Source organism: Rheinheimera salexigens, assembly GCF_001752395.1.
In the GTDB taxonomy this organism is placed as follows: domain Bacteria; phylum Pseudomonadota; class Gammaproteobacteria; order Enterobacterales; family Alteromonadaceae; genus Alishewanella; species Alishewanella salexigens.
Map to the genome: position 1 here is coordinate 3239077 of NZ_MKEK01000001.1, position 20507 is coordinate 3259583.

General features: G+C 43.3%; 17 protein-coding genes. 6 read left to right on the top strand and 11 right to left on the bottom strand.

Annotation, left to right across the window (positions count from 1 at the left end):
* Positions 1–13 precede the first annotated feature (13 nt).
* From BI198_RS16390 to murJ, 5 genes are read right to left on the bottom strand one after another with little or no spacing between them, the layout of a single operon-like run.
* On the bottom strand, positions 14–280 hold the full coding sequence (locus tag BI198_RS16390) for an FKBP-type peptidyl-prolyl cis-trans isomerase (protein WP_268793912.1): 267 nt from the start codon (positions 278–280) through the stop codon (positions 14–16).
* Positions 273–767 carry a signal peptidase II gene (gene lspA / locus BI198_RS14965; protein WP_070050269.1) on the bottom strand — a complete coding sequence of 165 codons (495 nt, stop codon included), beginning with the start codon at positions 765–767 and terminating at the stop codon, positions 273–275. The genes BI198_RS16390 and lspA overlap by 8 nt, the downstream gene beginning before the upstream one ends.
* Positions 767–3595 carry an isoleucine--tRNA ligase gene (ileS, locus tag BI198_RS14970; protein WP_070050270.1) on the bottom strand — a complete coding sequence of 943 codons (2829 nt, stop codon included), beginning with the start codon at positions 3593–3595 and terminating at the stop codon, positions 767–769. Before ileS ends, lspA begins: the two co-directional genes overlap by 1 nt.
* Positions 3592–4569 carry a bifunctional riboflavin kinase/FAD synthetase gene (gene ribF / locus BI198_RS14975; protein ID WP_070050271.1) on the bottom strand — a complete coding sequence of 326 codons (978 nt, stop codon included), beginning with the start codon at positions 4567–4569 and terminating at the stop codon, positions 3592–3594. Before ribF ends, ileS begins: the two co-directional genes overlap by 4 nt.
* Before the next feature lie 50 nt (positions 4570–4619).
* The gene (murJ, locus tag BI198_RS14980; RefSeq protein ID WP_070050272.1) at positions 4620–6194 is read right to left on the bottom strand and encodes a murein biosynthesis integral membrane protein MurJ; all 1575 of its coding nucleotides are present in this window, start codon (positions 6192–6194) and stop codon (positions 4620–4622) included.
* Positions 6195–6370: 176 nt separating this feature from the next.
* Here murJ and rpsT point away from each other — a divergent pair, with 176 nt between their 5' ends.
* On the top strand, positions 6371–6640 hold the full coding sequence (gene rpsT, locus BI198_RS14985; protein ID WP_070050273.1) for a 30S ribosomal protein S20: 270 nt from the start codon (positions 6371–6373) through the stop codon (positions 6638–6640).
* Positions 6641–6686: 46 nt separating this feature from the next.
* Here the strand turns inward: rpsT and BI198_RS14990 are convergent, their stop codons facing one another.
* A complete protein-coding gene (locus BI198_RS14990) occupies positions 6687–6995 on the bottom strand; it encodes an ArsR/SmtB family transcription factor (RefSeq protein WP_070050274.1) in 309 nt (102 codons plus the stop codon).
* Between the two features lie 121 nt (positions 6996–7116).
* Positions 7117–7494: a response regulator transcription factor gene (locus BI198_RS14995; protein ID WP_070050275.1), complete on the bottom strand. Its 378-nt coding sequence runs from the start codon at positions 7492–7494 to the stop codon at positions 7117–7119.
* Positions 7495–7611: 117 nt separating this feature from the next.
* On the opposite strand from BI198_RS14995, the gene BI198_RS15000 reads away from it, so the two are divergent.
* A complete protein-coding gene (locus BI198_RS15000; protein ID WP_070050276.1) occupies positions 7612–8943 on the top strand; it encodes a M20/M25/M40 family metallo-hydrolase in 1332 nt (443 codons plus the stop codon).
* A gap of 94 nt (positions 8944–9037) precedes the next feature.
* Here the strand turns inward: BI198_RS15000 and BI198_RS15005 are convergent, their stop codons facing one another.
* Complete coding sequence (locus BI198_RS15005) at positions 9038–9439, bottom strand: DUF5656 family protein (RefSeq protein WP_070050277.1); 402 nt, start codon at positions 9437–9439, stop codon at positions 9038–9040.
* A gap of 277 nt (positions 9440–9716) precedes the next feature.
* On the opposite strand from BI198_RS15005, the gene BI198_RS15010 reads away from it, so the two are divergent.
* Positions 9717–10004, top strand: a complete 288-nt coding sequence (locus BI198_RS15010; protein ID WP_070050278.1) for a hypothetical protein — start codon at positions 9717–9719, stop codon at positions 10002–10004.
* Between the two features lie 395 nt (positions 10005–10399).
* Here BI198_RS15010 and BI198_RS15015 read toward each other — a convergent pair whose 3' ends face one another.
* Entirely contained in the window at positions 10400–10981 is a 582-nt protein-coding gene (locus tag BI198_RS15015; protein WP_070050279.1) for a GNAT family N-acetyltransferase, read from the bottom strand.
* Position 10982: 1 nt separating this feature from the next.
* Entirely contained in the window at positions 10983–11903 is a 921-nt protein-coding gene (locus BI198_RS15020) for a 2-hydroxyacid dehydrogenase (RefSeq protein ID WP_070050280.1), read from the bottom strand.
* Positions 11904–12062: 159 nt separating this feature from the next.
* Between BI198_RS15020 and BI198_RS15025 the strand changes: the two genes are divergently transcribed.
* The 3 genes from BI198_RS15025 (at position 12063) to BI198_RS15035 (ending at position 16481) form a co-directional block, all read left to right on the top strand.
* Positions 12063–13595 carry a DUF3300 domain-containing protein gene (locus tag BI198_RS15025; protein WP_070050281.1) on the top strand — a complete coding sequence of 511 codons (1533 nt, stop codon included), beginning with the start codon at positions 12063–12065 and terminating at the stop codon, positions 13593–13595.
* Positions 13596–13704: 109 nt separating this feature from the next.
* Positions 13705–15552, top strand: coding sequence for a bifunctional acetyl-CoA hydrolase/transferase family protein/GNAT family N-acetyltransferase (locus BI198_RS15030; RefSeq protein WP_070050283.1), 1848 nt, complete (start codon positions 13705–13707; stop codon positions 15550–15552).
* Between the two features lie 2 nt (positions 15553–15554).
* A complete protein-coding gene (locus BI198_RS15035; protein ID WP_070050284.1) occupies positions 15555–16481 on the top strand; it encodes a histone deacetylase family protein in 927 nt (308 codons plus the stop codon).
* A gap of 79 nt (positions 16482–16560) precedes the next feature.
* On the opposite strand, the gene purL is transcribed toward BI198_RS15035, so the two are convergent.
* Positions 16561–20454, bottom strand: a complete 3894-nt coding sequence (gene purL / locus BI198_RS15040) for a phosphoribosylformylglycinamidine synthase (protein ID WP_070050962.1) — start codon at positions 20452–20454, stop codon at positions 16561–16563.
* Positions 20455–20507: the final 53 nt, after the last annotated feature.

Here is a 20507-nt window from a genome sequence, read left to right on the forward strand (position 1 = left end):
ACCGTAGGCATCTTCAGGCGCTAGGGTAAACGTTTTTATCGCCGGCTTTTAATCCGGTTAGTTCAGCTTCAAACGCCGCTGAAATACTAGCATCGCCCATTTGCAACTTAGCCGGTTTATTATGCACGCGGGTACTATCCGCTGCGCTACCATCTGCCAGTTTAATATCAAAGTGAAAAATAAGCGCACTGTTAGCGCCTATAGTTGCTTCTGTATTGCTAGTAGCTTCTGCCATGGCGCTAGTATCCGTCACCTTTGTTACATTAGAAACATCAGACATGCTTAGCCTCAGTTTTATGGGTAAAACTATCCCAGATTAATAACACTGCACCAATGCAAATAGCAGAGTCTGCAACGTTGAATGCAGGATAATGCCAGTTTTTATAAAATAGATGAAAAAAATCAATAACATAGCCATACACGCTACGATCAATCAAATTCCCTATCGCGCCAGCTAACACTAAGCTTAAAGCTAAGCTTAACTTAACCTGCTGTCGTGGTAACTTGGCTAACCACACTGCGATAACAATACTCACAACCACTGCAATTAGGGTAAAAAACCAACGTTGCCAGCCGCCGGCGTCACTTAAAAAAGAAAACGCCGCGCCATAGTTACGGACATAGGTAAAATTAAAAAACGGTAAAACGCTAATGGAGTCAAACAACTGCATATTTTGAATCACAATTTGTTTAGTCACCTGATCGGCGACTAATAGCAGCAACATTAACCACCAAAAACGCCAACCGGTTTGGCTAAATAACTTCATTATGCAAACTCTCGCTGTTCGCCTTCACCGTCTATGTTACTAACACACCGTAAGCATAAGCCTTCATGCGCTGGATTCGCACCAACATCATGGCGGTGGTGCCAGCAACGCTCGCATTTTGTTGCGGTAGACGCATTAACCAATACGCTTAAGCCAGCAATATCTGTCGCTATCGCCTCGGCAGGTGCTGCATCAGTGCTAACGGTAGCGGTAGAGGTAATTAGCACAAAACGTAATTCATTGGCTAACAAGGCTAAATCTGCAGCTAATTTATCATTAGCGTACAAGGTCACTTCAGCTTGCAAAGAGGCGCCAATTTTGTCGTCACGACGTGCCGCTTCTAATACTTTATTCACGGCATCACGCAGTTGTAATAGCTGCTGCCAATAGTCATTAGAAAACTTGCCACCGCTAATGCCTGCAAAACCTGAATACCAAACATCAGTAAACACAAACTCTTCTTGCTGGCCTGGTAACTCTTGCCAAATTTCTTGAGCAGTAAAGCTCATAATTGGCGCCATCCAGCGTACCATCGCTTGGGCGATATGATACAGCGCAGTTTGACAAGAACGCCGGGCAATACCATCAGCATGAGCCGTGTATTGGCGATCTTTAATCACATCTAAATAGAAGCTACCTAATTCAACAGTACAGAAATTCATGATTTTGGCGCTAACCTGATGGAATTGGTAGTTATCGTAAGCATCGACAATTTCTTGCTGTAACTGTGCAGCGCGATTAACCACCCACAGATCCAGTTGCACCATGTCTTCAAAAGCGACCATATCATTTTCAGGATTAAAACCCGATAAGTTAGCCAGTAAAAAACGCGCGGTATTACGAATACGACGATAAGTATCTGCTGCCCGATTTAAAATCTCATCTGACACCGTCATTTCTGAGGTGTAATCGGCGGTTGCCACCCATAAGCGTAAAATATCAGCGCCAAGCTTGTTCATCACGTCTTGTGGTGCAACAACATTGCCTAACGACTTAGACATTTTACGACCACTACCATCTACGGTAAAACCATGGGTTAATACTTGTTTGTAAGGTGCATGTTGATTAATGGCTACGCCAGTCATTAACGACGACATAAACCAACCACGATGCTGATCCGAACCTTCTAAATATAAATCGGCTTGGCTAGTACCATTATACTCAGGCCGCTTGCTCACCACACAGGCATGCGTGACACCCGAATCAAACCACACATCTAGGGTATCTTTAACTTTAACAAATTGCTCAGCGTCATCACCAATTAAGGTTTCAGCTTCTAAATCAAACCAAGCTTGAATACCTTCTTTTTCAACTAACTGTGCAACCTGCTCCATTAATTCAGCAGTGTTAGGATGCAAGGCGCCGGTATCTTTATCTATAAATAAGGCTATTGGCACGCCCCAAGTACGCTGGCGTGAAATACACCAGTCTGGACGACCTGCAACCATTTTTTCAATCCGTTGCTGACCCCACTCTGGGATCCAACGGGTTTGTTCAATTTGTTGTAATGATGCTTGGCGTAAGCCTTGTTGCTCCATGCTGATAAACCATTGCGGTGTTGCACGGAAAATAATCGGCGTTTTATGACGCCAGCAATGCGGATAACTATGGGTATAGGCTTTGTGTAATAACAAAGCACCAGCATCACGTAAGGCATCAACTACACTGTCGTTAGCTTTAAATACATGCTGGCCTGCAAATAATGGCGTATCCGGTAAATACACCCCATTCGCACCCACTGGATTAGCGATTTCTAGGTTATAGTGTTTACCAACAATAAAGTCTTCTTGACCATGACCTGGTGCTGTATGCACACAACCGGTACCTGAATCTGTTGTAACGTGATCGCCTAATACTACCGGTACTGAGAAATCATATAACGGATGCTGTAAAGGCATTAACTCTAGGCTTTCACCTTTAGCAAAACCTAAAGCATGATAATGTTCAATACCCGCTCGAGCCATCACATCTGTGACTAAATCGGTTGCTATGATTAAACGCTCGGCGCCATTCGGGCCTTGCTCAACTTGCACTAAGCTATAGTCTAACTCGGCATTCACAGCGACTGCCCGGTTAGCCGGAATGGTCCAAGGTGTGGTGGTCCAAATAACCACAGACACCTTGCCACTGCCTTTATGACCTTCTGGATGATCAAAACGATCAACGTCGGCTTCATTAGTTACTGCAAAGCGAACATCTATGGCGGGTGATACTTTATCTTGATATTCAACTTCGGCTTCAGCTAGCGCTGAAGCACAGTCGGTACACCAATGCACCGGCTTAAAGCCTTGCTGTAAATGACCGTTATCGACAATTTTGGCTAATGAACGAATGATATTAGCTTCAAAATCAAAATCCATGGTGCGGTATGGGTTATCCCAATCAGCAAACACACCTAAACGTATAAAATCGGTACGCTGGGCATCGATTTGGGTGGCAGCAAATTCACGACATTTCTGTCTAAATTCAGCCGCAGTCAATTTTACGCCCGGTTTACCGTACTTTTTTTCTACCACTAATTCGATAGGCAAACCGTGACAGTCCCAACCAGGAATTAACGGGGCGTCAAAATCAGATAACGTTTTGGCTTTAACAATAATATCTTTAAGGATTTTATTTACCGCATGGCCAATATGAATATTGCCGTTTGCATAAGGAGGGCCGTCATGCAAAATAAAGCTTTTTTTACCTTTTTTAGCTGCCCGAATTTTGCCGTATAAATCGGCTTCGGTCCATTTAGCTAACATTTGTGGCTCACGCTGGGCCAAATTCGCCCGCATCGCAAAGGCAGTTTGTGGCAAATTCAAGGTATGCTTGTAATCACTCATCCGTTATGTTCCGTTATGTCAGTGTTAGCGTCTGATTGGGTTACATCAGCCTCGCTATTAAAAATCTGTTTAGCCGCAACGACATCCGTTGCGATCTGTTGTTGCAATGCCATTAAATCTGCAAAGCGTTGCTCGTCTCTAATCTTTTTTACCAGCTGCACTTCTATTTGGCTGCCATATAAGTCGGCTTTAAAATCAAATAAGTGCGCTTCTAACTGCTGTCGTTTACCTTGTACAGTGGGTCTGTTACCAATATTAGCGACACCGTCAAACCAGCCATACATGGTTTTAGCGCGAATAGCATACACACCTGCAACCGGCAGCTTGCGTCGATATAAAAACACGTTTGCCGTAGGAAAGCCTAGGTCGCGACCTAGTTTTCTACCATGGCGCACTCGGCCTGTTAACGAAAAAGGCCGGCCTAACATATCCGCCGCTAAACTTAGCTTATCTTGCTGCAAAGCTTGACGAATTAACGTGCTACTAATACGTTGCTCGCCCATTACTAAACTAGAAGTATTGGTTAAACCAAACTTGTATTTTTCAGCCGCTTTTTTCAGCATAGCAAAATTGCCGCAACGATTTTGACCAAAACAAAAATCATCACCGACAATTAAATGCGCCACACCCAACTGCTTTAATAGCAATTGCTGAATAAATAGCTCTGGCTGCTGAGCCGCAAAGGCAGCATTAAAATTAACGCAAATTAAACGATCTATACCTAACGCAGCTAAAGCCGTATATTTTTCACGAAACCGTGACAATCTTGCTGGGGCAGCTTCGGCAGCAAATAACTCTAACGGTTGTGGCTCAAATAGCATGACACAAGCCGGCAGTTGCTGTTGCCGCGCTATCGCGATTAGCTTTGCCAATACCGCCTGATGGCCTAAATGAACACCATCAAAATTACCGATCGTCAATACACAGCCGTGATGTTCAGCTTTAATATTATGTAAGCCGCGAATTAACTCCATGCTTGCTGATTCTACCTGCTGTTTATAAACCGCGCATTATAACCGCTAACTCAGTTGCTTTCAGCAATAGAATTCGCCTTGAAGTGGCTTAATCTGATACCAAACAATAATAACAGCACAAAATAGACCAAAACGGCTGCTATACATAGCCCTGATAAGTACATAGCTTGCTGACTAAAGCTTAATAATAGCCAAGCCGAAAAGCTGGGCGTTTGCCAATATAATAGTGCAGCCATCAATATAGTGGCTAGCACTAGCTTGGCTAAAAACAACCAAGTTGCTTTAGTTAATTGGTATACCTGAGCTAATTTTAAACCACGATAGAGTAAAAATGCATTTAAACTAGCCGACATCGAAGTCGCCAACGCTAAACCAACATAACTTAAAAACGGTGCCAGCATTAAGTTAAATACCATATTGGCGACCATGGCGATGATACCAATACGCACTGGGGTTTTAATATCTTGCCGTGCATAAAAGCCTGGGGCTAATACTTTAATCAGCATATAACTAAATAAACCTAAGCTATAAGCCACTAAACTATGTGACACCATTAATACATCGTGCTGGCTAAACTCACCGCGCATAAACAGCAAGGAAATAATGGGTTTACCTAACACCATTAACCCTGCCATCGCTGGAATGCCAAATAAAGCCACAAAACGCAGCGACCAATCTAAGGTTTGACTAAAGCGTACTTTATTTTCACCAGCATGATGCCGCGATAAATTAGGTAAAATGACCGTGGCGATAGCAATGCCAAATAACCCCAACGGAAACTCTATTAACCGATCGGAATAATATAACCAGCTGACGGCGCCCGTTAATAAGAATGAAGCAATGACGGTATCAAGTAATAAGTTAATTTGACTTACTGATACACCAAATAATGCTGGTAACATCAATTTTCTAATTTTAACCACATGTTCATCGTGCCAGCCCCACTTAGGCATAACCAGAAATCCAGCCTTGGCTAAAAAGGGTAATTGGAACAGCAGTTGTATTACTCCGCCGATAAATACGCCCCAAGCAAGGGCCAAAGCGGGTACTTCTAAAGTAGGTGCCAGCCAAATTGCACAAGCAATAATAGCGATATTTAAAAATACTGGGGTAAACGCTGCGACAGCAAAACGGTTATAGGTGTTTAAAATCGCCCCAGATAACGCCACTAAACTAACAAACCATAAATAAGGAAAGGTTATTTTTAGCATAACACTGGCTAATTCAAATTTATGCTGCTCTGGGCCGTCATTTAACCATTCGATAAACCAGCCCATGCCAAACAACATAGCTACAATAGGTGAAGCAATAACACCTATAAGCGTTACGATAGTCACGACAGCGCCTAAACTGCCAGTCACTTTGGCGATTAATAATCGCACCGCATCATCACCATGTTTGGCTTTAACTTCTGCTAAAACCGGTACGAAAGCTTGAGAAAAAGCGCCTTCGGCAAATAAGCGCCGTAAAAAATTTGGAATACGATTGGCGAAGAAGAATACGTCAGCTGCAGCTCCGGCACCAATAAAATTAGCCACCACCACATCACGGATTAAGCCTAACACCCTAGAAATCAGGGTCATAGCGCTAACAATTAGGCCTGATTTTAATAACTTATCTGACACGAAATCACTCCTCGGAAAATACCAGTGCTATTCTGCCTGTTTATAGAATACAATTACCAGTAGCTAGATAGATTAATTCTAGGTATTTATCGTAAATTCATTTGACAACGGGCCATTAAATAGGCATATTATGCGGCCTTTAAAGGGTCCGGTTTTTAGTTTTTAGGAGTGTCACCTTGGCTAACATAAAGTCTGCTAAGAAGCGCGCAATTCAATCAGAGAGACGTCGTCAGCAAAACGCTAGTCAACGCTCTATGATGCGTACTTTCATCAAGAAAACCTACGCAGCGGTAGTTACTGCTGACGTAACAGCTTCAACTGAAGCATTAAACAAAATGATGCCTATTTTGGATCGCATGGCCGCTAAAGGTCTGATTCACAAAAATAAAGCAGCTCGTCATAAATCTCGTTTAAATGCACATGTAAAAGCATTAAGCGCGGCTTAAGACAAAGCAAAATAAAAAACACCGGCATTAGCCGGTTTTTTTTGTGCTAAATTTCTGGCTTGTCTGTGCAATATAATTGATACAGCAAACCTATTAAGGCTTTTGCTTCCTCGCTATTAATACTGTAATAGACTGTTTGCGCAACTTTTCGCGTTTTCACTAATTTATGCCGACGTAATAAGGCTAAATGTTGCGATAACGCAGATTGACTTAATTCTAGCTTCTGGTTCATTTCACCCACTGATAATTCACCGGGAAGTAAATGACACATAATTAATAAGCGACGCTCATTTGATACTGCCTTGAGCAACTTCACCGCTTTGGCTGAGTTATCTAGCATATCGGCTAACTTCATGGTACCGAAACCCCTTACACACTTTACTTGCGCTAAGCATATTCGTTTTCAGCGCTAAACTAAACATGTTAGCAATAAACAACCGATAATTGATCAGCCGTGTAGCTTAAATTTATCTGGTTTACACTAACAATGGCTGGACTAATTTACTGATACGATGGGCTGAAATGGGTTTAATAACAAAAGCACTAGCGCCATATTCTAACGCTTGCTTTAAATTATCCACCGTTGAATAGGCTGAAATAATAAATACTTTTGTTTGCTGTTGGCTTAATTTAAATTGCTTTAACAACAACTGACCGTTGATATCTGGCAATTGTAAATCAAGAAATACCAACTCAGGCTTATACTGGTTAAATAGCGCCCCAGCACTAAGGCCGTCTTTAGCTTCTAGAACATCAACAATACCAAGCTGAAATAAAATTTGCCTTAAATGCTGCCGTACGCTTTCAATATCATCAATAATTAAGGCTCGTATTACGGGCACACCCTGTTGCATCCTGCTGCTCCATGTCAATTCCTTTGACTCAGTATAAATTTACACTATTCATACTGTAGACCGCTACTAAAAATGCTAAAGTCTGCGTCATCACTTACCTAAGGATAATACTAAAACATGAAAATTTGGTTAACAATGCTAATTGCGACAGTTAGTGTCAACTTGGCGGCTAATGAGCTAAAACTCGATAATTCATTAGCTTATAAACTTACCGAGTCGTTGACTGTCGAAGTAGGTGCACGTATTGCCGGCAGCGCTGCAGACGAGCGAGCCGTGGTTTGGGCAGAGAAAAACTTTGCAGCGCTAGGATACGATAAAGTATGGCGTGAAGCTTTTGATATGCCATATTGGCAGCGTGGCGCAGCATCATTAACCGTGAATGCCCCTTTTCATCAGTCTTTAGTAGTAACCGCATTAGGCGGCTCAATTGCGACTCCAGCTTTGGGTATTGATAGCAACGTAGTGATGTTTGACAGTTTAGAGCAACTAAAAAATGCCGACACACCTAGAGTAAAAGGTAAAATTGTCTTTATTAACCATAGTATGGCAAAAGATAAAGAAGGTGAATTTTATGGCCAAGTGGTGGGCGCGCGCGCGCAAGGCGCAGTAGAAGCAGCAAAACTCGGTGCTAAAGCCATTATTATTCGCTCTGTTGGTACTAGTTTAAATCGCTTTGCTCATACTGGCGTAATGCGATATAGCGATAATGTAGCGCGTATTCCTGCCGCAGCTATCTCTGTACCAGATGCGATTCAATTAGAAAAAATGTTAGCGCTACAACCTAATTTAACCCTACAGCTAACAATGCAGAATAAATTACCCGGTATCGTAAAAAGCCATAACGTTATTGCCGAGATTACCGGAAGCAAACGACCTGATGAAATTGTGTTGATTAGTGCTCACTTAGATTCTTGGGATCAAGGCACGGGTGCATTAGATGATGGCGCAGGTGTAGGCTTAGTGATGGCAGTGGGCGCATTAATCAAACAACAAGGCCAACCAGAGCGTACTATTCGCGTAGTGCTATTTGGTAATGAAGAAGGCGGATTATTAGGCGCTAAAGCCTACGCAGCCAAACATGCCGCTAATATGGATAAGCATGTGTTTGCGTCAGAGTCAGATTTTGGTGCCGACCGAGTTTGGCGTTTAGACAGTGGTGTCGGTGAAAAATCGCTAGCATTTATTGCCGAGTTACAACAGAAACTGGCGCATTTAGATATTAGCTTAGGTAATAATAATGCTTCTGGCGGTCCTGATGTCTCGGTAATTAAAGCACTAGGTGTGCCGGTAGTAACCTTATTACAAGATGGTACCGATTACTTTGATTATCATCACACTGCTAACGACACCTTTGATAAAGTAAATGCCGAAGCTTTAGCGCAAAACTTAGCCGCTTGGTTAATCACCACTAAAGCCGTAGCGAATAGCCAAGTAGACTTACGACAATAATCGGTACCTACCTTTATCAAGGTGTAACGGTATCTATCAACGTGTACTGTCATCGTCATTACACTTATACGTGACACAGTGACATGGTAGACAGTTAACGCAGCGCCTGACGTGGAAATTTCACATCAGGCCGCTGATGTTTACGATATAAAACGCGAAATAAATACAGTAATAAAAATACACTCAGTAATATTGCTGCCGATGGATACAAGTACAGATTGTCAGCAATAGAGAAAATACATACCGCACTAACGGCATATACAAAAGGTAATAGTTCATATAACCAAAATGGTAATGGGCCTAAACTTTTATTTCTGACACCATCAGAACGGCGATTATGCGATCGTAACACCCAAATAGTTGCCCCTCGCGCCATCAATAACAACGCTAAACTGACACCTAGCCAAGAATTAGCCACTATAGGCAATTGGAGTATGCTTGCACCTGCAATAAAATAAATATATGGCATAACTTCGTAAAGTCTTAACGGAACCATAGTGTGCCTCCTGCACAGCAACATCACTTTTTTAGTATAGTTGCTTAATTTATATTTGCTGCTTTCAGTGGCTAAATAAGCAACAAAGCTTTCTATAAAGTCTCTATATAATTTCTATAAAATCTTTATATAAGCAAAACAAACCTCTGTTACAGCTTGCCTAGTGTTGATTACTTTATCTAATGCGAAACTAGCAAAATTACTCAGTTGAGCAATTTTTGATCTGGCAGCATAATGCACACAATTCAACCACCCCCTTAATATTGGCAGTACCGATATGGAAAATTTATTTTTTGATATTATCAGCTGGATTGGCTTGGTTATCTGTATCGGAGCGTTTTTTATTAAAGATGTGTTCCGCTTACGTCTTGCTACCCTTATTGGTTGTAGCATGCTATTTGTTTATTATAGCCATATCGATATTTTGCAAGGTGTGATTTCAAACTTATTAGTATTGTTAATTAATGCTTATTATATTTTTCACTTTATAAAAGCGAAAAGATCAGAGAAAGCGCTGCAACAAACCACGTTAGCAAACCATCCTGCGACAGTGCTACCCGAGTAAAGTACTAGCCTAGTAAAGTACTAGGCCGAATTAGTACTGCCCGAATTACGTGCTGGCCGAGTATAGCTCGAGTACAAATAAAACAGCCCCCAATAGTATTACATACTCTTGGGGGCTGTGCTGGTCAATCCGTTCGACCTATAGATTCCTGCAGCTTAAAATATTACTTATATTATATACAGTAATGCTGCTTCGGCTCTGGTCAAAAATGCCGATAACGCCATTAATACTACAACAACAGCGATTGCGGTAAAGCCAAAACCACGACTGGACGCTTTACTCATAACTAACCTCAGTAACGCTTTTTATTATTATTAGTTTAAGATCTGACCCAAGTTAACTTAAGTCGCGTAACAGTCTAGAGAAATTGTAACAATTTAACAATAACTGGGTATTTAACCAGCGCTTTTGCTATGATGCTGTAACGCAGAAAATACAAACTCAGCGGTTAAAAGTTGGTTATCGTTCGGCTCTGGCAGGGTTTCTAACGCTTTCTTGCTGTTAACAATCTTAAAACCGGCTTGTTGATAATTATGTAACGCTGCTGGATGATCTGCACTGCAAGTATGTAACCATACCTTTGTCGCCTGCCAAGAATGGGCTAAATAAATGGCCTGTTGCGCCAGCTTTTTACCTAAGCCTTGGCCAACAAATTGCGGCAATAGACCAAAGAACATAATTTCAACACTGTTATCTTGGTGCTTTACCAGCTCAATATAGCCTGCCGGCGTCCCTTTATTCCATAACAGCCAAGTGCGCACTTGTTGCTGCTCTAGATACGTTAGCCACTGTTGATAGCTCCAACTTAAGCGGCTATACCATCGCCAAGGTCCGCCTACGGTGCGAAACAAAAATTGATTCAATTCTGGACTGGCTATTTCGGCTTCTACTAACTGTACATCGTTGGGCCAAGTTACTGGTTGTACTGTGGGCCCTTGATAATCTAAATACCATGTTGTGACTAAGGTCTGTTGCATATTAATAACCTTGCTTGATATCAATTAAATTTTGCATTGGTAGCCCTTGCTGCTGGCGTTGATAATTTAAGATGGTTTGCTCTATGGCCGCTTCTATATTAGTGACAGCTGAGATATGCGGGGTAATAAAAACAGCTGGATGTTGCCAAAATGGGTGTTCAGCAGGTAACGGTTCTTGGCGAAATACATCTAAGCAGGCTGCTTGTAACTTACCGCTATCTAGGGCACGAATTAATGCATTATCATCGACAATAGCACCGCGAGCGACATTAATAAGAATACTGTTGGTTTTAAAAACAGCAAATACTTCATCATTGAGCAGGCTGTCTGTTTGCTCGGTTAAGGGTAATAAACAAATCACCACATCTGCATCGGTCACTGCTGCAGCCAATTCAGTATCACCACTATAACTAGTAACTTGAGGTAGGCTCTTTGCGCGTCTTGACCAACCACTAACCTTATAACCTAATGCCACAAAATGCTTAGCGGCGGCTGTACCCAACTCACCTAATCCTAGGATACAAATATGGGTTAACTTTCTTGGGCTTTTCGGCTTCCAAATCTGTTGCTGTTGCTGCTGTAAAAACGTATCAAAGCGTAATTGGTAGTGCGCAACAACACCATCTAAATAACTGACCATTGTTTGACTAAGCCTGTCGTCAACAATTCTGGCTATCGGCACAAGCGGGATGCTGCTATCTTGTAAAATAGCATCAACACCGGCACCAAAACACTGAATAGCCTTTAAATTAGGCAGGCTAGATAAGCTACCTAGTGGAGGTTTCCACACTAAAGCGAACTCGATGTTTTGCGCTTGACTAATATTAGGCCAAATTTCAACTTCAGTTTGCGGAAGTTTCTGCTGTAAACGCTGCTGCAGCTCGGTAAGGTCTCGATCGGGGATAATTAATGCTATGCTCATTAGGTTACCAATAGTTTTTTGAATACTGCTAGTGAATGTAAAGATTAGGTAAAGTTCAGTTTCAATTCAGCCGCTAAAGCTTATAACTTCACTTAATTGAACAAAATATCGCCAGTAGGAATTCACTTACTGATCTGCGATAGCTAAGAGGAAGCTAATATGAAACGCTTACTGATGCAATTAAGTTATGCAATGACAGTTTGCTTAATATTTATGCTCAGCCCTGTCACTGCTTCAGCAGCAGATAATACCATTTCTGAAGCTGAACTGGATCAAATGTTGGCGCCAATTGCACTTTATCCAGACACTGTACTAACCCATATATTAATAGCTTCTACTTATCCTTTAGAAGTTGTACAAGCCGATCGTTGGCTTAATCGACATAAAAAGCTAAGTGGCCAACAAGCCGTGGATGCCGTTGAAGATGAGAACTGGGATCCCAGTGTAAAAGCCTTAGTGGCTTTTCCGCAGATACTTACTCGATTAAGTGATGACTTAAGCTGGACAGAGCAACTAGGTGAAGCATTTCTACAAGATGAAACCGAAGTGCTATCTCGGGTGCAGTTATTGCGGCAAAAAGCGTATAAACAAGGTAGCTTAAACGATACTCAGCATGTTGTTGTCGAACGTGACCGCGACATCATTATTATTGAGCCGGCCCGTAAAGAAGTTATTTATGTGCCCGTTTATGATACCCGTGTTGTGTATGGTAACTGGTGGTGGCCTGCCTACCCTCCAGTTTATTGGCACAATGTAGGTGGACATTATACTAATAACGCCATTTCTTGGGGTGTCAGTGTTAATGTAAACCCTTGGTTCTACTTTGGTGTATTTGATTGGCAGCAACGCCATATCATCGTTAATCATAACTATTATTACTCACCACCTCGCTACTATCCAAGACGTCGAGTGCATTTTACCAATAGCAATCGCTGGTATCATGACAGCTACCATCGTCGGGGCGTACATTACCGTCACCCACGGTTAAATAAGCAATACAACGGTGGTTATGGCCCTAAACAGTACACCAAAGAATATAAAGGTCAGCCAAATAGAGGTTATCGTCGTGATAACTATAATGGTGACTATAATAAAACACAGGTTACCCGTGAGAACCGTCCGGCATATCAGCGTCGTAGTGCAGATCAAGTCACAATATCTAATCAGCCTAAGCGCAACGTAACTAATAGTACTAACTTGCGGCAGGATAGAGTACAGAATGACCGAATAAATAATCGTCGTGATCACGCCACGACAACTCGTGAACTGCGCTCGGATCAACGCACACAAGGTCCAGTTGTAGATAGAACGCAGCCAGTAGAACGTGTGCAGCGCCGTAGTCAGCAACATGAAGATACTCGGGTTAAACTGATGCAAGAACGCCCAGCTAGTGCAGTGATGCCCAATTCGCAGCGAGTTATGACTCAACAGCAAAGCCAGCATCGCACGCAAGAGCGCAGCCAACAGCGCCAAGCGGTTAATACCCCGCAAGCACGTGAGCAACAGCGGTCAAATCACAGTGCAGTGCGCCAACAAGCTAGTCAACAAAGAGCTGTACAACAGTCAAGACCGGTGCAACAAACGAGGCCGGCACAACAGACTAGAGCGGCGGCCACAGTACGTGAATCACGTCCGCAAGCGCAGCGTCAAACGGTGACCTCACGTCGCCAAGACCAACGCAGTATTGATTAGTCGCTGCATAAATATTGCTCTATAAGACTAAAGGCAACTGCACAGCAGTTGCCTTTTTGTTTAGAGTAAGCTCAGATAGATAAAACGGGCAATCTCTAAGGAATTGGTAATGACCGGTCAAAATAAGCTTAATTGGCAGCAGCTATTGAAATCAGGCGATCGCATCTTTTTAGGTTCACATGCCGCCGCGCCAACCGCATTAGTTAATGATCTTATCAATAATGCCAAGCAGCTAAACGATATTGAAATAGTCCAGGTCGCTATATTAGGTGACAATAATTGGGCCGAGCCGCAACATCAGCAGTTGTTTAAAGTAAATGCTTTTTATATTAGCGGTTATAAAGTTCGCCAAGCCGTAGCCGAAGGTCGAGCTGATTATACTCCCTGCTTTATGTCGGGCATTCCCGCCTTATTTAGTGATGGTATTTTACCTTTAGATGCAGCGCTTATTATGGTGAGCCCAGCTGACGAACATGGTTATCATTCCTTAGGCGTCTCAGTTGACGTCGTGTCCGGAGCCGTCAAAGCAGCGAAAAAAGTGATTGCCCAAGTCAATCCCGCCATGCCCGTTACCTATGGCCAAGCTTTTATCCATCGTGACCAAATAGATGCGTTTTATTATGCCGAACAAGCTTTACCTGAAGTTATCCCGCCGCCATTAGACGCCGTAACAGAACGTATTGGTCAATATGTATCTTTATTAGTCGAAGACGGTGCCACCATTCAAGTTGGAGTAGGTAAAATCAGTGATGCAGTTTTACGCTATTTAAGTAACCATAAAGATTTAGGCGTACATAGCGAGCTTATCACTGATGGCATAATGGATTTGATTAAGAAAGGCGTTATTAACAATCGAAAAAAAACCTTTCATCAAGGTAAAACCGTAACCAGTTTTTGTATCGGCAGCAAAGCGCTATATGACTTTGTGCATGCTAACCCGCACTTTGGTTTTTATCCCAGCGAATATATTAACTCCCCCACCAATATTGCCAGAAACGATAAAATGATTGCCATTAATAGCGCTATTGAAGTCGATTTAACCGGGCAAATTGTTTCTGATTCCATTGGTCGATTATTCTATAGCGGTATTGGTGGCCAAGTTGACTTTAGCCGAGGGGCGTCAATGAGCAATGGTGGTAAACCCATTATTGCCCTGCCCTCTACGGCAAAAAATGGCACCGTATCACGCATAGTACCTGTGATATCTGAAGGAGCTGGTGTCGTAACGTCGCGAGGTCATGTCCATTATGTGGTAACGGAGTTTGGCGTGGCATCATTACGTGGCAAAAGCATTCGGGAGCGCTCTTTAGAGTTAATACGGGTCGCTCATCCTAAATTTCGTGAGCAGTTGCTGGAGCAAGTTCGTGCTCATTATTGGGTGCCACATTTTCAATTGCATACACCGATGGAAGTACCAGAATTAGGCAGTGTTGGCTTTAAAAAATTAGATATTGATGGTGAAGAGTTTGATCTTAGGCCACTTAACCCTTCGGATGAGCGGCGCTTACAAGAGTTTTTTTACTCCCATACCAAAGAAACCTTGCAGTTGCGTTATAGCGCTATCCCTACCCAAATGAGCCGAGAAAAATCCTGCACCTTAGTTGGCGTCGATCAATCCAAAGATCTGGCCTTATGTATTGTGAAGCAAAAAGGCTCAGCGGTACAAATTCAAGCGGTCGGTCGCTACTATTTACTTAATAATAATACCGGTTGTGAAGTGGCTTTTGTTACCCGTGAAAAGCATCAGGGCAAGGGCATGGCCAAATTGTTACTAAGCGAGATGATTAATATTGCCCAGTTGCGCGGTTTAACCAGTATGTCGGCTTTTGTTCGCGCTGAAAATAGAGCCATGCTCAGTGTATTCCAAAAAGCTGGGTTTAGTCGTTTACCCTCTGATGACCCGACCGAAGTAACCTTACAGTTACGCTTGCCCATCCCTAAACAAAAAGAGCTTTAATTATGGCCATTACTGTTTTTAGTCATGCTAGTTGTAGCTTACACGATGCTGGCGAGCATCATCCAGAACGCCCGGCTCGCTTAAGTGCCATTAATGATCAGCTTATTCGCTCGGGCATGGAGTATATTATTCAGCAACGCGATGCCACACCCGCGACTAAACAAGACTTATATCGCGTGCACGATAAACTACATGTCGACACCTTGTTTGAGCTATCACCTAGCGAAGGTTATGCCCGTATTGATCCAGATACACAAATTAATCGCCATAGTATTACGGCTGCCCTGCATGCCGCTGGTGCTGCCATTAATGCTGTAGATACGGTAATGGCAGCAGATAACCAGCAAGCGTTCTGTGCGGTGCGCCCGCCCGGTCATCACGCCACTCGCAGTGCAGCCATGGGCTTTTGTTTGTTTAATAACATTGCCATTGCGGCGGCTTATGCTTTAGAAAAGTATAGTTTGCAGCGCATTGCTATTGTTGATTTTGATGTCCACCATGGCAATGGTACTGAAGATATTTTTCAACATGACGCTAGAGTTTTGCTCTGCTCAACCTATCAAGATCAACTTTACCCTTATGTTGACACGGCTGAATTAGAGACGTTACCAGAGCATATTATAAAAGTGCCCTTGCCTGCAGGTTGTCGATCAGTAGCGTGGCAACAGCAAGTTAGTCAGCATGTGTTACCCGCGCTAGATAAGTTTGCTCCAGAGTTAATTTTTATTGCCGCCGGTTTTGATGGCCATGCTGAAGATGAAATGTCGCAGTTTTTATTAACCGAAGCCGATTTTGCTTGGATCACCACAGAGCTTAAAGCGTTAGCCGATAAACATTGCCAAGGTCGCATTGTTTCAACCTTAGAAGGCGGTTATGCCTTAAGTGCCTTAGGTCGCAGTGTTGTGGCGCATTTAAAAGCCATGTTATAAAAAGTACATGCTATAAAAGTAATTGGTATAAAAAAGCCGCTCCCTATTTCTAAGGAGCGGCTGCTAAGGAGCGGCTTATTTAGCCTAACCAAACCCGCGCATTACGGAACATGCGCATCCATGGGCTGTCTTCTTGCCAACCATCTGGCTGCCAAGAGTTAGCAACGGCACGGAATACACGCTCTGGGTGCGGCATCATAATCGTTGAACGACCATCGGCCGAGGTTAACGCGGTAATACCAGCTGCTGAACCGTTTGGATTAAGAGGGTATTGCTCGGTTACTTGACCATGGTGATCCACAAAGCGCATCGCCACTGTGCCACTCTGATCGGCTTTAGCAAAAGCCGCAGTATTAGCAAACTCAGCATGACCTTCACCGTGTGAAACGGCGATGGGCATGCGTGAACCTTGCATGCCAGCAAAGAACAACGACGGGTTTTTTTGAATTTCAACCAAGCTTACGCGCGCTTCAAAGCGCTCAGATTTATTGCGCACAAAATGCGGCCATAAATCTGCACCAGGGATTAACTCTTTCAGATTAGACATCATCTGACAACCGTTACACACCCCTAATGAAAAGGTGCTATCACGCTCAAAGAACTCGCTAAATTGCTTACGCGCTTGCGGGTTAAACAATATTGATTTAGCCCAACCTTCACCAGCACCTAAAACATCACCGTAAGAGAAGCCACCACAGGCCACTAAGCCATTAAAGTCGCTTAGTTCAGTGCGCCCAGCCAAGATATCACTCATATGAACGTCAATGGCGCTAAAACCAGCACGGTTAAAGGCAGCTGCCATTTCGACATGCGAGTTAACACCTTGCTCACGTAAGATAGCAATTTTAGGCGCAACACCTTTTAAAATATAAGGTGCGGCAACATCTTGGTTTAAGTCATAGCTAAGCTTAACGTTTAAACCCGGATCAGCTTTATCCGCTTTGGCATCGAACTCTTGTTTAGCTGTTTCTGGATTATCACGTAACGCTTGCATCTGGTAGCTAGTTTCAGCCCAAATACAACGTAACCGGGTACGGCTTTCACTATAAATGCTATGCTGCTGACGCTTAATATTTAATACGTCGCTGTCGTTTACCGTACCAATAACATGGCTTAATTCAGCTAAGTTATGTTGCGCTAAGACTTGTTGTACATAAGCTAGCTCAGCATCAGTGACTTGAATAACCGCCCCTAACTCTTCACTAAATAGCACCGCTAAATCATCCGCACCTAAAGCGTCAATATCAACATTAAAACCGGCTTTACCGGCAAACGCCATTTCCGCTAAGGTAACAAATAAACCACCGTCTGAGCGGTCATGATAAGCCAATAGCTTTTGCTCAGTGGTAAGTTGCTGTATGGCATGGAAGAAGTTAATTAATAATTCAGGGCTGTCTAAATCAACTGGTGTTTGACCAAGTTGTTTATACACTTGGGCCAAACACGATGCACCTAAACGGTTTTGCGCTGCGCCTAAATCAATTAATACTAAATGACTGACGCCTTTATCCGTACGTAATTGTGGTGTGACCGTTTTACGTACATCTTCTATACGCGCAAAAGCGGTAATAACTAGCGATAAGGGTGAAGTAACGGTTTTGTTTTCACCATCTTGCTGCCATTGGGTTTTCATCGACATAGAGTCTTTACCCACCGGTATCGTCACTTCAAGTGCCGGACATAACTCTTCACCAATGGCTTTTACTGCGGCATATAAACCGGCATCTTCACCCGGATGCCCTGCAGCGGCCATCCAGTTAGCCGATAACTTAATCCGTTTTAAGCTGCCGATATCAGTTGCGGCAATATTAGTAATCGCTTCAGCTACGGCTAAACGTGCTGATGCCGTAAAATCTAATAATGCTACTGGCGTACGCTCGCCCATTGCCATGGCTTCGCCATGATAAGTGTCGTAACTCGCGGCGGTAACACCACAGTTAGCGACTGGCACTTGCCATGGGCCAACCATTTGATCGCGCGCGACTAAACCGGTCACTGAACGGTCACCAATGGTGATTAAGAATGACTTTTCGGCAATGGTTGGTAAACGCAATAAACGCTCGGCTGCATCACTAATCGTGACACCGCTTAACACTAATGGCTCACCTACTACCTGCGCACTCACTACATCGCGATGCATTTTCGGCGCTTTACCTAATAAAACCTCTAACGGTAAATCAATAGGCGTGGTGCCAAAGTGCTTATCCGTTAAGGTTAAATGTTTCTCGGCAGTGGCTTCTCCGACTACGGCAAAAGGCGCGCGTTCGCGTAAGCAAATTTTTTCAAAGATGGCCATCTTGTCAGCAGGAATAGCCATAACATAGCGTTCTTGCGACTCGTTACACCAAATTTGTAATGGCGACATGCCAGGCTCATCATTCGGCACGTTGCGTAGCTCAAAGTTACCGCCAACACCGCCATCGTTTACTAACTCAGGAAACGCATTAGATAAACCACCGGCACCCACATCGTGAATAAATACGATAGGGTTATCTTTACCCATCTGCCAACAACGGTCGATCACTTCTTGGCAGCGGCGTTCAATTTCTGGGTTTTCACGTTGTACTGACGCAAAGTCTAAATCTTCCGCAGACTCACCCGATGCCATTGATGATGCCGCACTGCCACCCAAGCCGATATTCATCGCTGGGCCGCCTAATACCACTAATTTTGAACCGGGTAATAAATCGCCTTTTTGCACATGATCTTCGCGAATATTACCTAAGCCGCCCGCCAACATAATGGGCTTATGATAGCCACGGACTTCAACGCCGTTATGGCTAAGTACTTGTTCTTCATAAGTACGGAAGTAACCTAAAATATTGGGTCGACCAAACTCGTTGTTAAAAGCGGCGCCACCAAGGGGGCCTTCTAACATAATATCTAACGCAGTAACGATACGATCGGGTTTACCAAAATCAGTTTCCCAAGGTTGTTCAAATCCTGGGATACGTAGGTTAGACACCGAAAAGCCAACTAAACCCGCTTTAGGTTTAGAGCCGATACCGGTTGCGCCTTCATCACGAATTTCACCACCCGAGCCAGTCGCTGCACCAGGGTATGGTGAAATAGCGGTTGGATGGTTATGGGTTTCCACTTTCATTAAAATATGAATAGGTTCGTGATGATATTGATAATGGTGCGTGCCAGGCTGAGCAAAGAAACGCCCCGCCGTGGAGCCTTCCATTACCGCCGCATTATCACTATAGGCCGATAAAACGTAATCAGGTGTTTGCTGAAAAGTGTTTTTAATCATTTTAAACAGCGACTTTGGCTGTTCAACGCCATCTATAGTCCAATCGGCATTAAAGATTTTATGTCGACAGTGCTCAGAGTTAGCTTGGGCAAACATGTATAGTTCAATATCATTGGGATTACGGCCTAGCTTAGTGAAATTTTGATATAAATAATCAATTTCATCATCTGCTAATGCTAAACCCATAGTAATATTAGCGCTAGCTAGCGCTTCTGCGCCACCGTTGATAATATCAACTGAACTCAACTCAGCCGGTTCGGCTTGTTGAAATAACGCTGCGGCCTGTTCAAGTTGGCTAAATACAGTTTCCATCATCCGATCATGTAACAAAGCAGATAATTGTTGTAATTGCGCCTTATCTAAACGGGCATCAGCGCTGATATAATAAGCTATACCGCGTTCTAAACGCTGTACTTGCGGTAAACCGCAGTTATGGGCAATATCTGTTGCTTTAGATGACCATGGCGAAATGGTACCTGGCCGTGGGGTCACTAATACCAACTGATCTTCTGGCTCATGGCTAGCAGTACTTGGGCCATAGGTCAGCAATTTATTAAGTATTTGCTGTTGTTCTGCGCTTAACGGCGCTGAAACAGCTGCAAAATGAAAATATTCAGCATAGATATCGCTGATAGCTAAACCACTTTGAGCAGCTTGCTCAAGTAGCTTTTGGATTTTGAATTCAGACAGTGCTGGTGCACCACGCAGGATCAACATAGGCTTGGTTTCCGTTGGTTGAACGTCGATGGAACCTAAAACAGGCGCATCAT

Coding starts and splice junctions, on each gene's coding strand:
- BI198_RS15000 (WP_070050276.1), top strand. CDS start 7,612: ATGAAAATTTGGTTAACAATGCTAATTGCGACAGTTAGTGTCAACTTG.
- BI198_RS15020 (WP_070050280.1), bottom strand. CDS start 11,903: ATGAGCATAGCATTAATTATCCCCGATCGAGACCTTACCGAGCTGCAG.
- BI198_RS15005 (WP_070050277.1), bottom strand. CDS start 9,439: ATGGTTCCGTTAAGACTTTACGAAGTTATGCCATATATTTATTTTATT.
- BI198_RS15030 (WP_070050283.1), top strand. CDS start 13,705: ATGACCGGTCAAAATAAGCTTAATTGGCAGCAGCTATTGAAATCAGGC.
- BI198_RS16390 (WP_268793912.1), bottom strand. CDS start 280: ATGTCTGATGTTTCTAATGTAACAAAGGTGACGGATACTAGCGCCATG.
- ribF (WP_070050271.1), bottom strand. CDS start 4,569: ATGGAGTTAATTCGCGGCTTACATAATATTAAAGCTGAACATCACGGC.
- BI198_RS14995 (WP_070050275.1), bottom strand. CDS start 7,494: ATGCAACAGGGTGTGCCCGTAATACGAGCCTTAATTATTGATGATATT.
- lspA (WP_070050269.1), bottom strand. CDS start 767: ATGAAGTTATTTAGCCAAACCGGTTGGCGTTTTTGGTGGTTAATGTTG.
- BI198_RS14990 (WP_070050274.1), bottom strand. CDS start 6,995: ATGAAGTTAGCCGATATGCTAGATAACTCAGCCAAAGCGGTGAAGTTG.
- BI198_RS15035 (WP_070050284.1), top strand. CDS start 15,555: ATGGCCATTACTGTTTTTAGTCATGCTAGTTGTAGCTTACACGATGCT.
- purL (WP_070050962.1), bottom strand. CDS start 20,454: ATGTTGATCCTGCGTGGTGCACCAGCACTGTCTGAATTCAAAATCCAA.
- BI198_RS15015 (WP_070050279.1), bottom strand. CDS start 10,981: ATGCAACAGACCTTAGTCACAACATGGTATTTAGATTATCAAGGGCCC.
- ileS (WP_070050270.1), bottom strand. CDS start 3,595: ATGAGTGATTACAAGCATACCTTGAATTTGCCACAAACTGCCTTTGCG.
- BI198_RS15025 (WP_070050281.1), top strand. CDS start 12,063: ATGAAACGCTTACTGATGCAATTAAGTTATGCAATGACAGTTTGCTTA.
- BI198_RS15010 (WP_070050278.1), top strand. CDS start 9,717: ATGGAAAATTTATTTTTTGATATTATCAGCTGGATTGGCTTGGTTATC.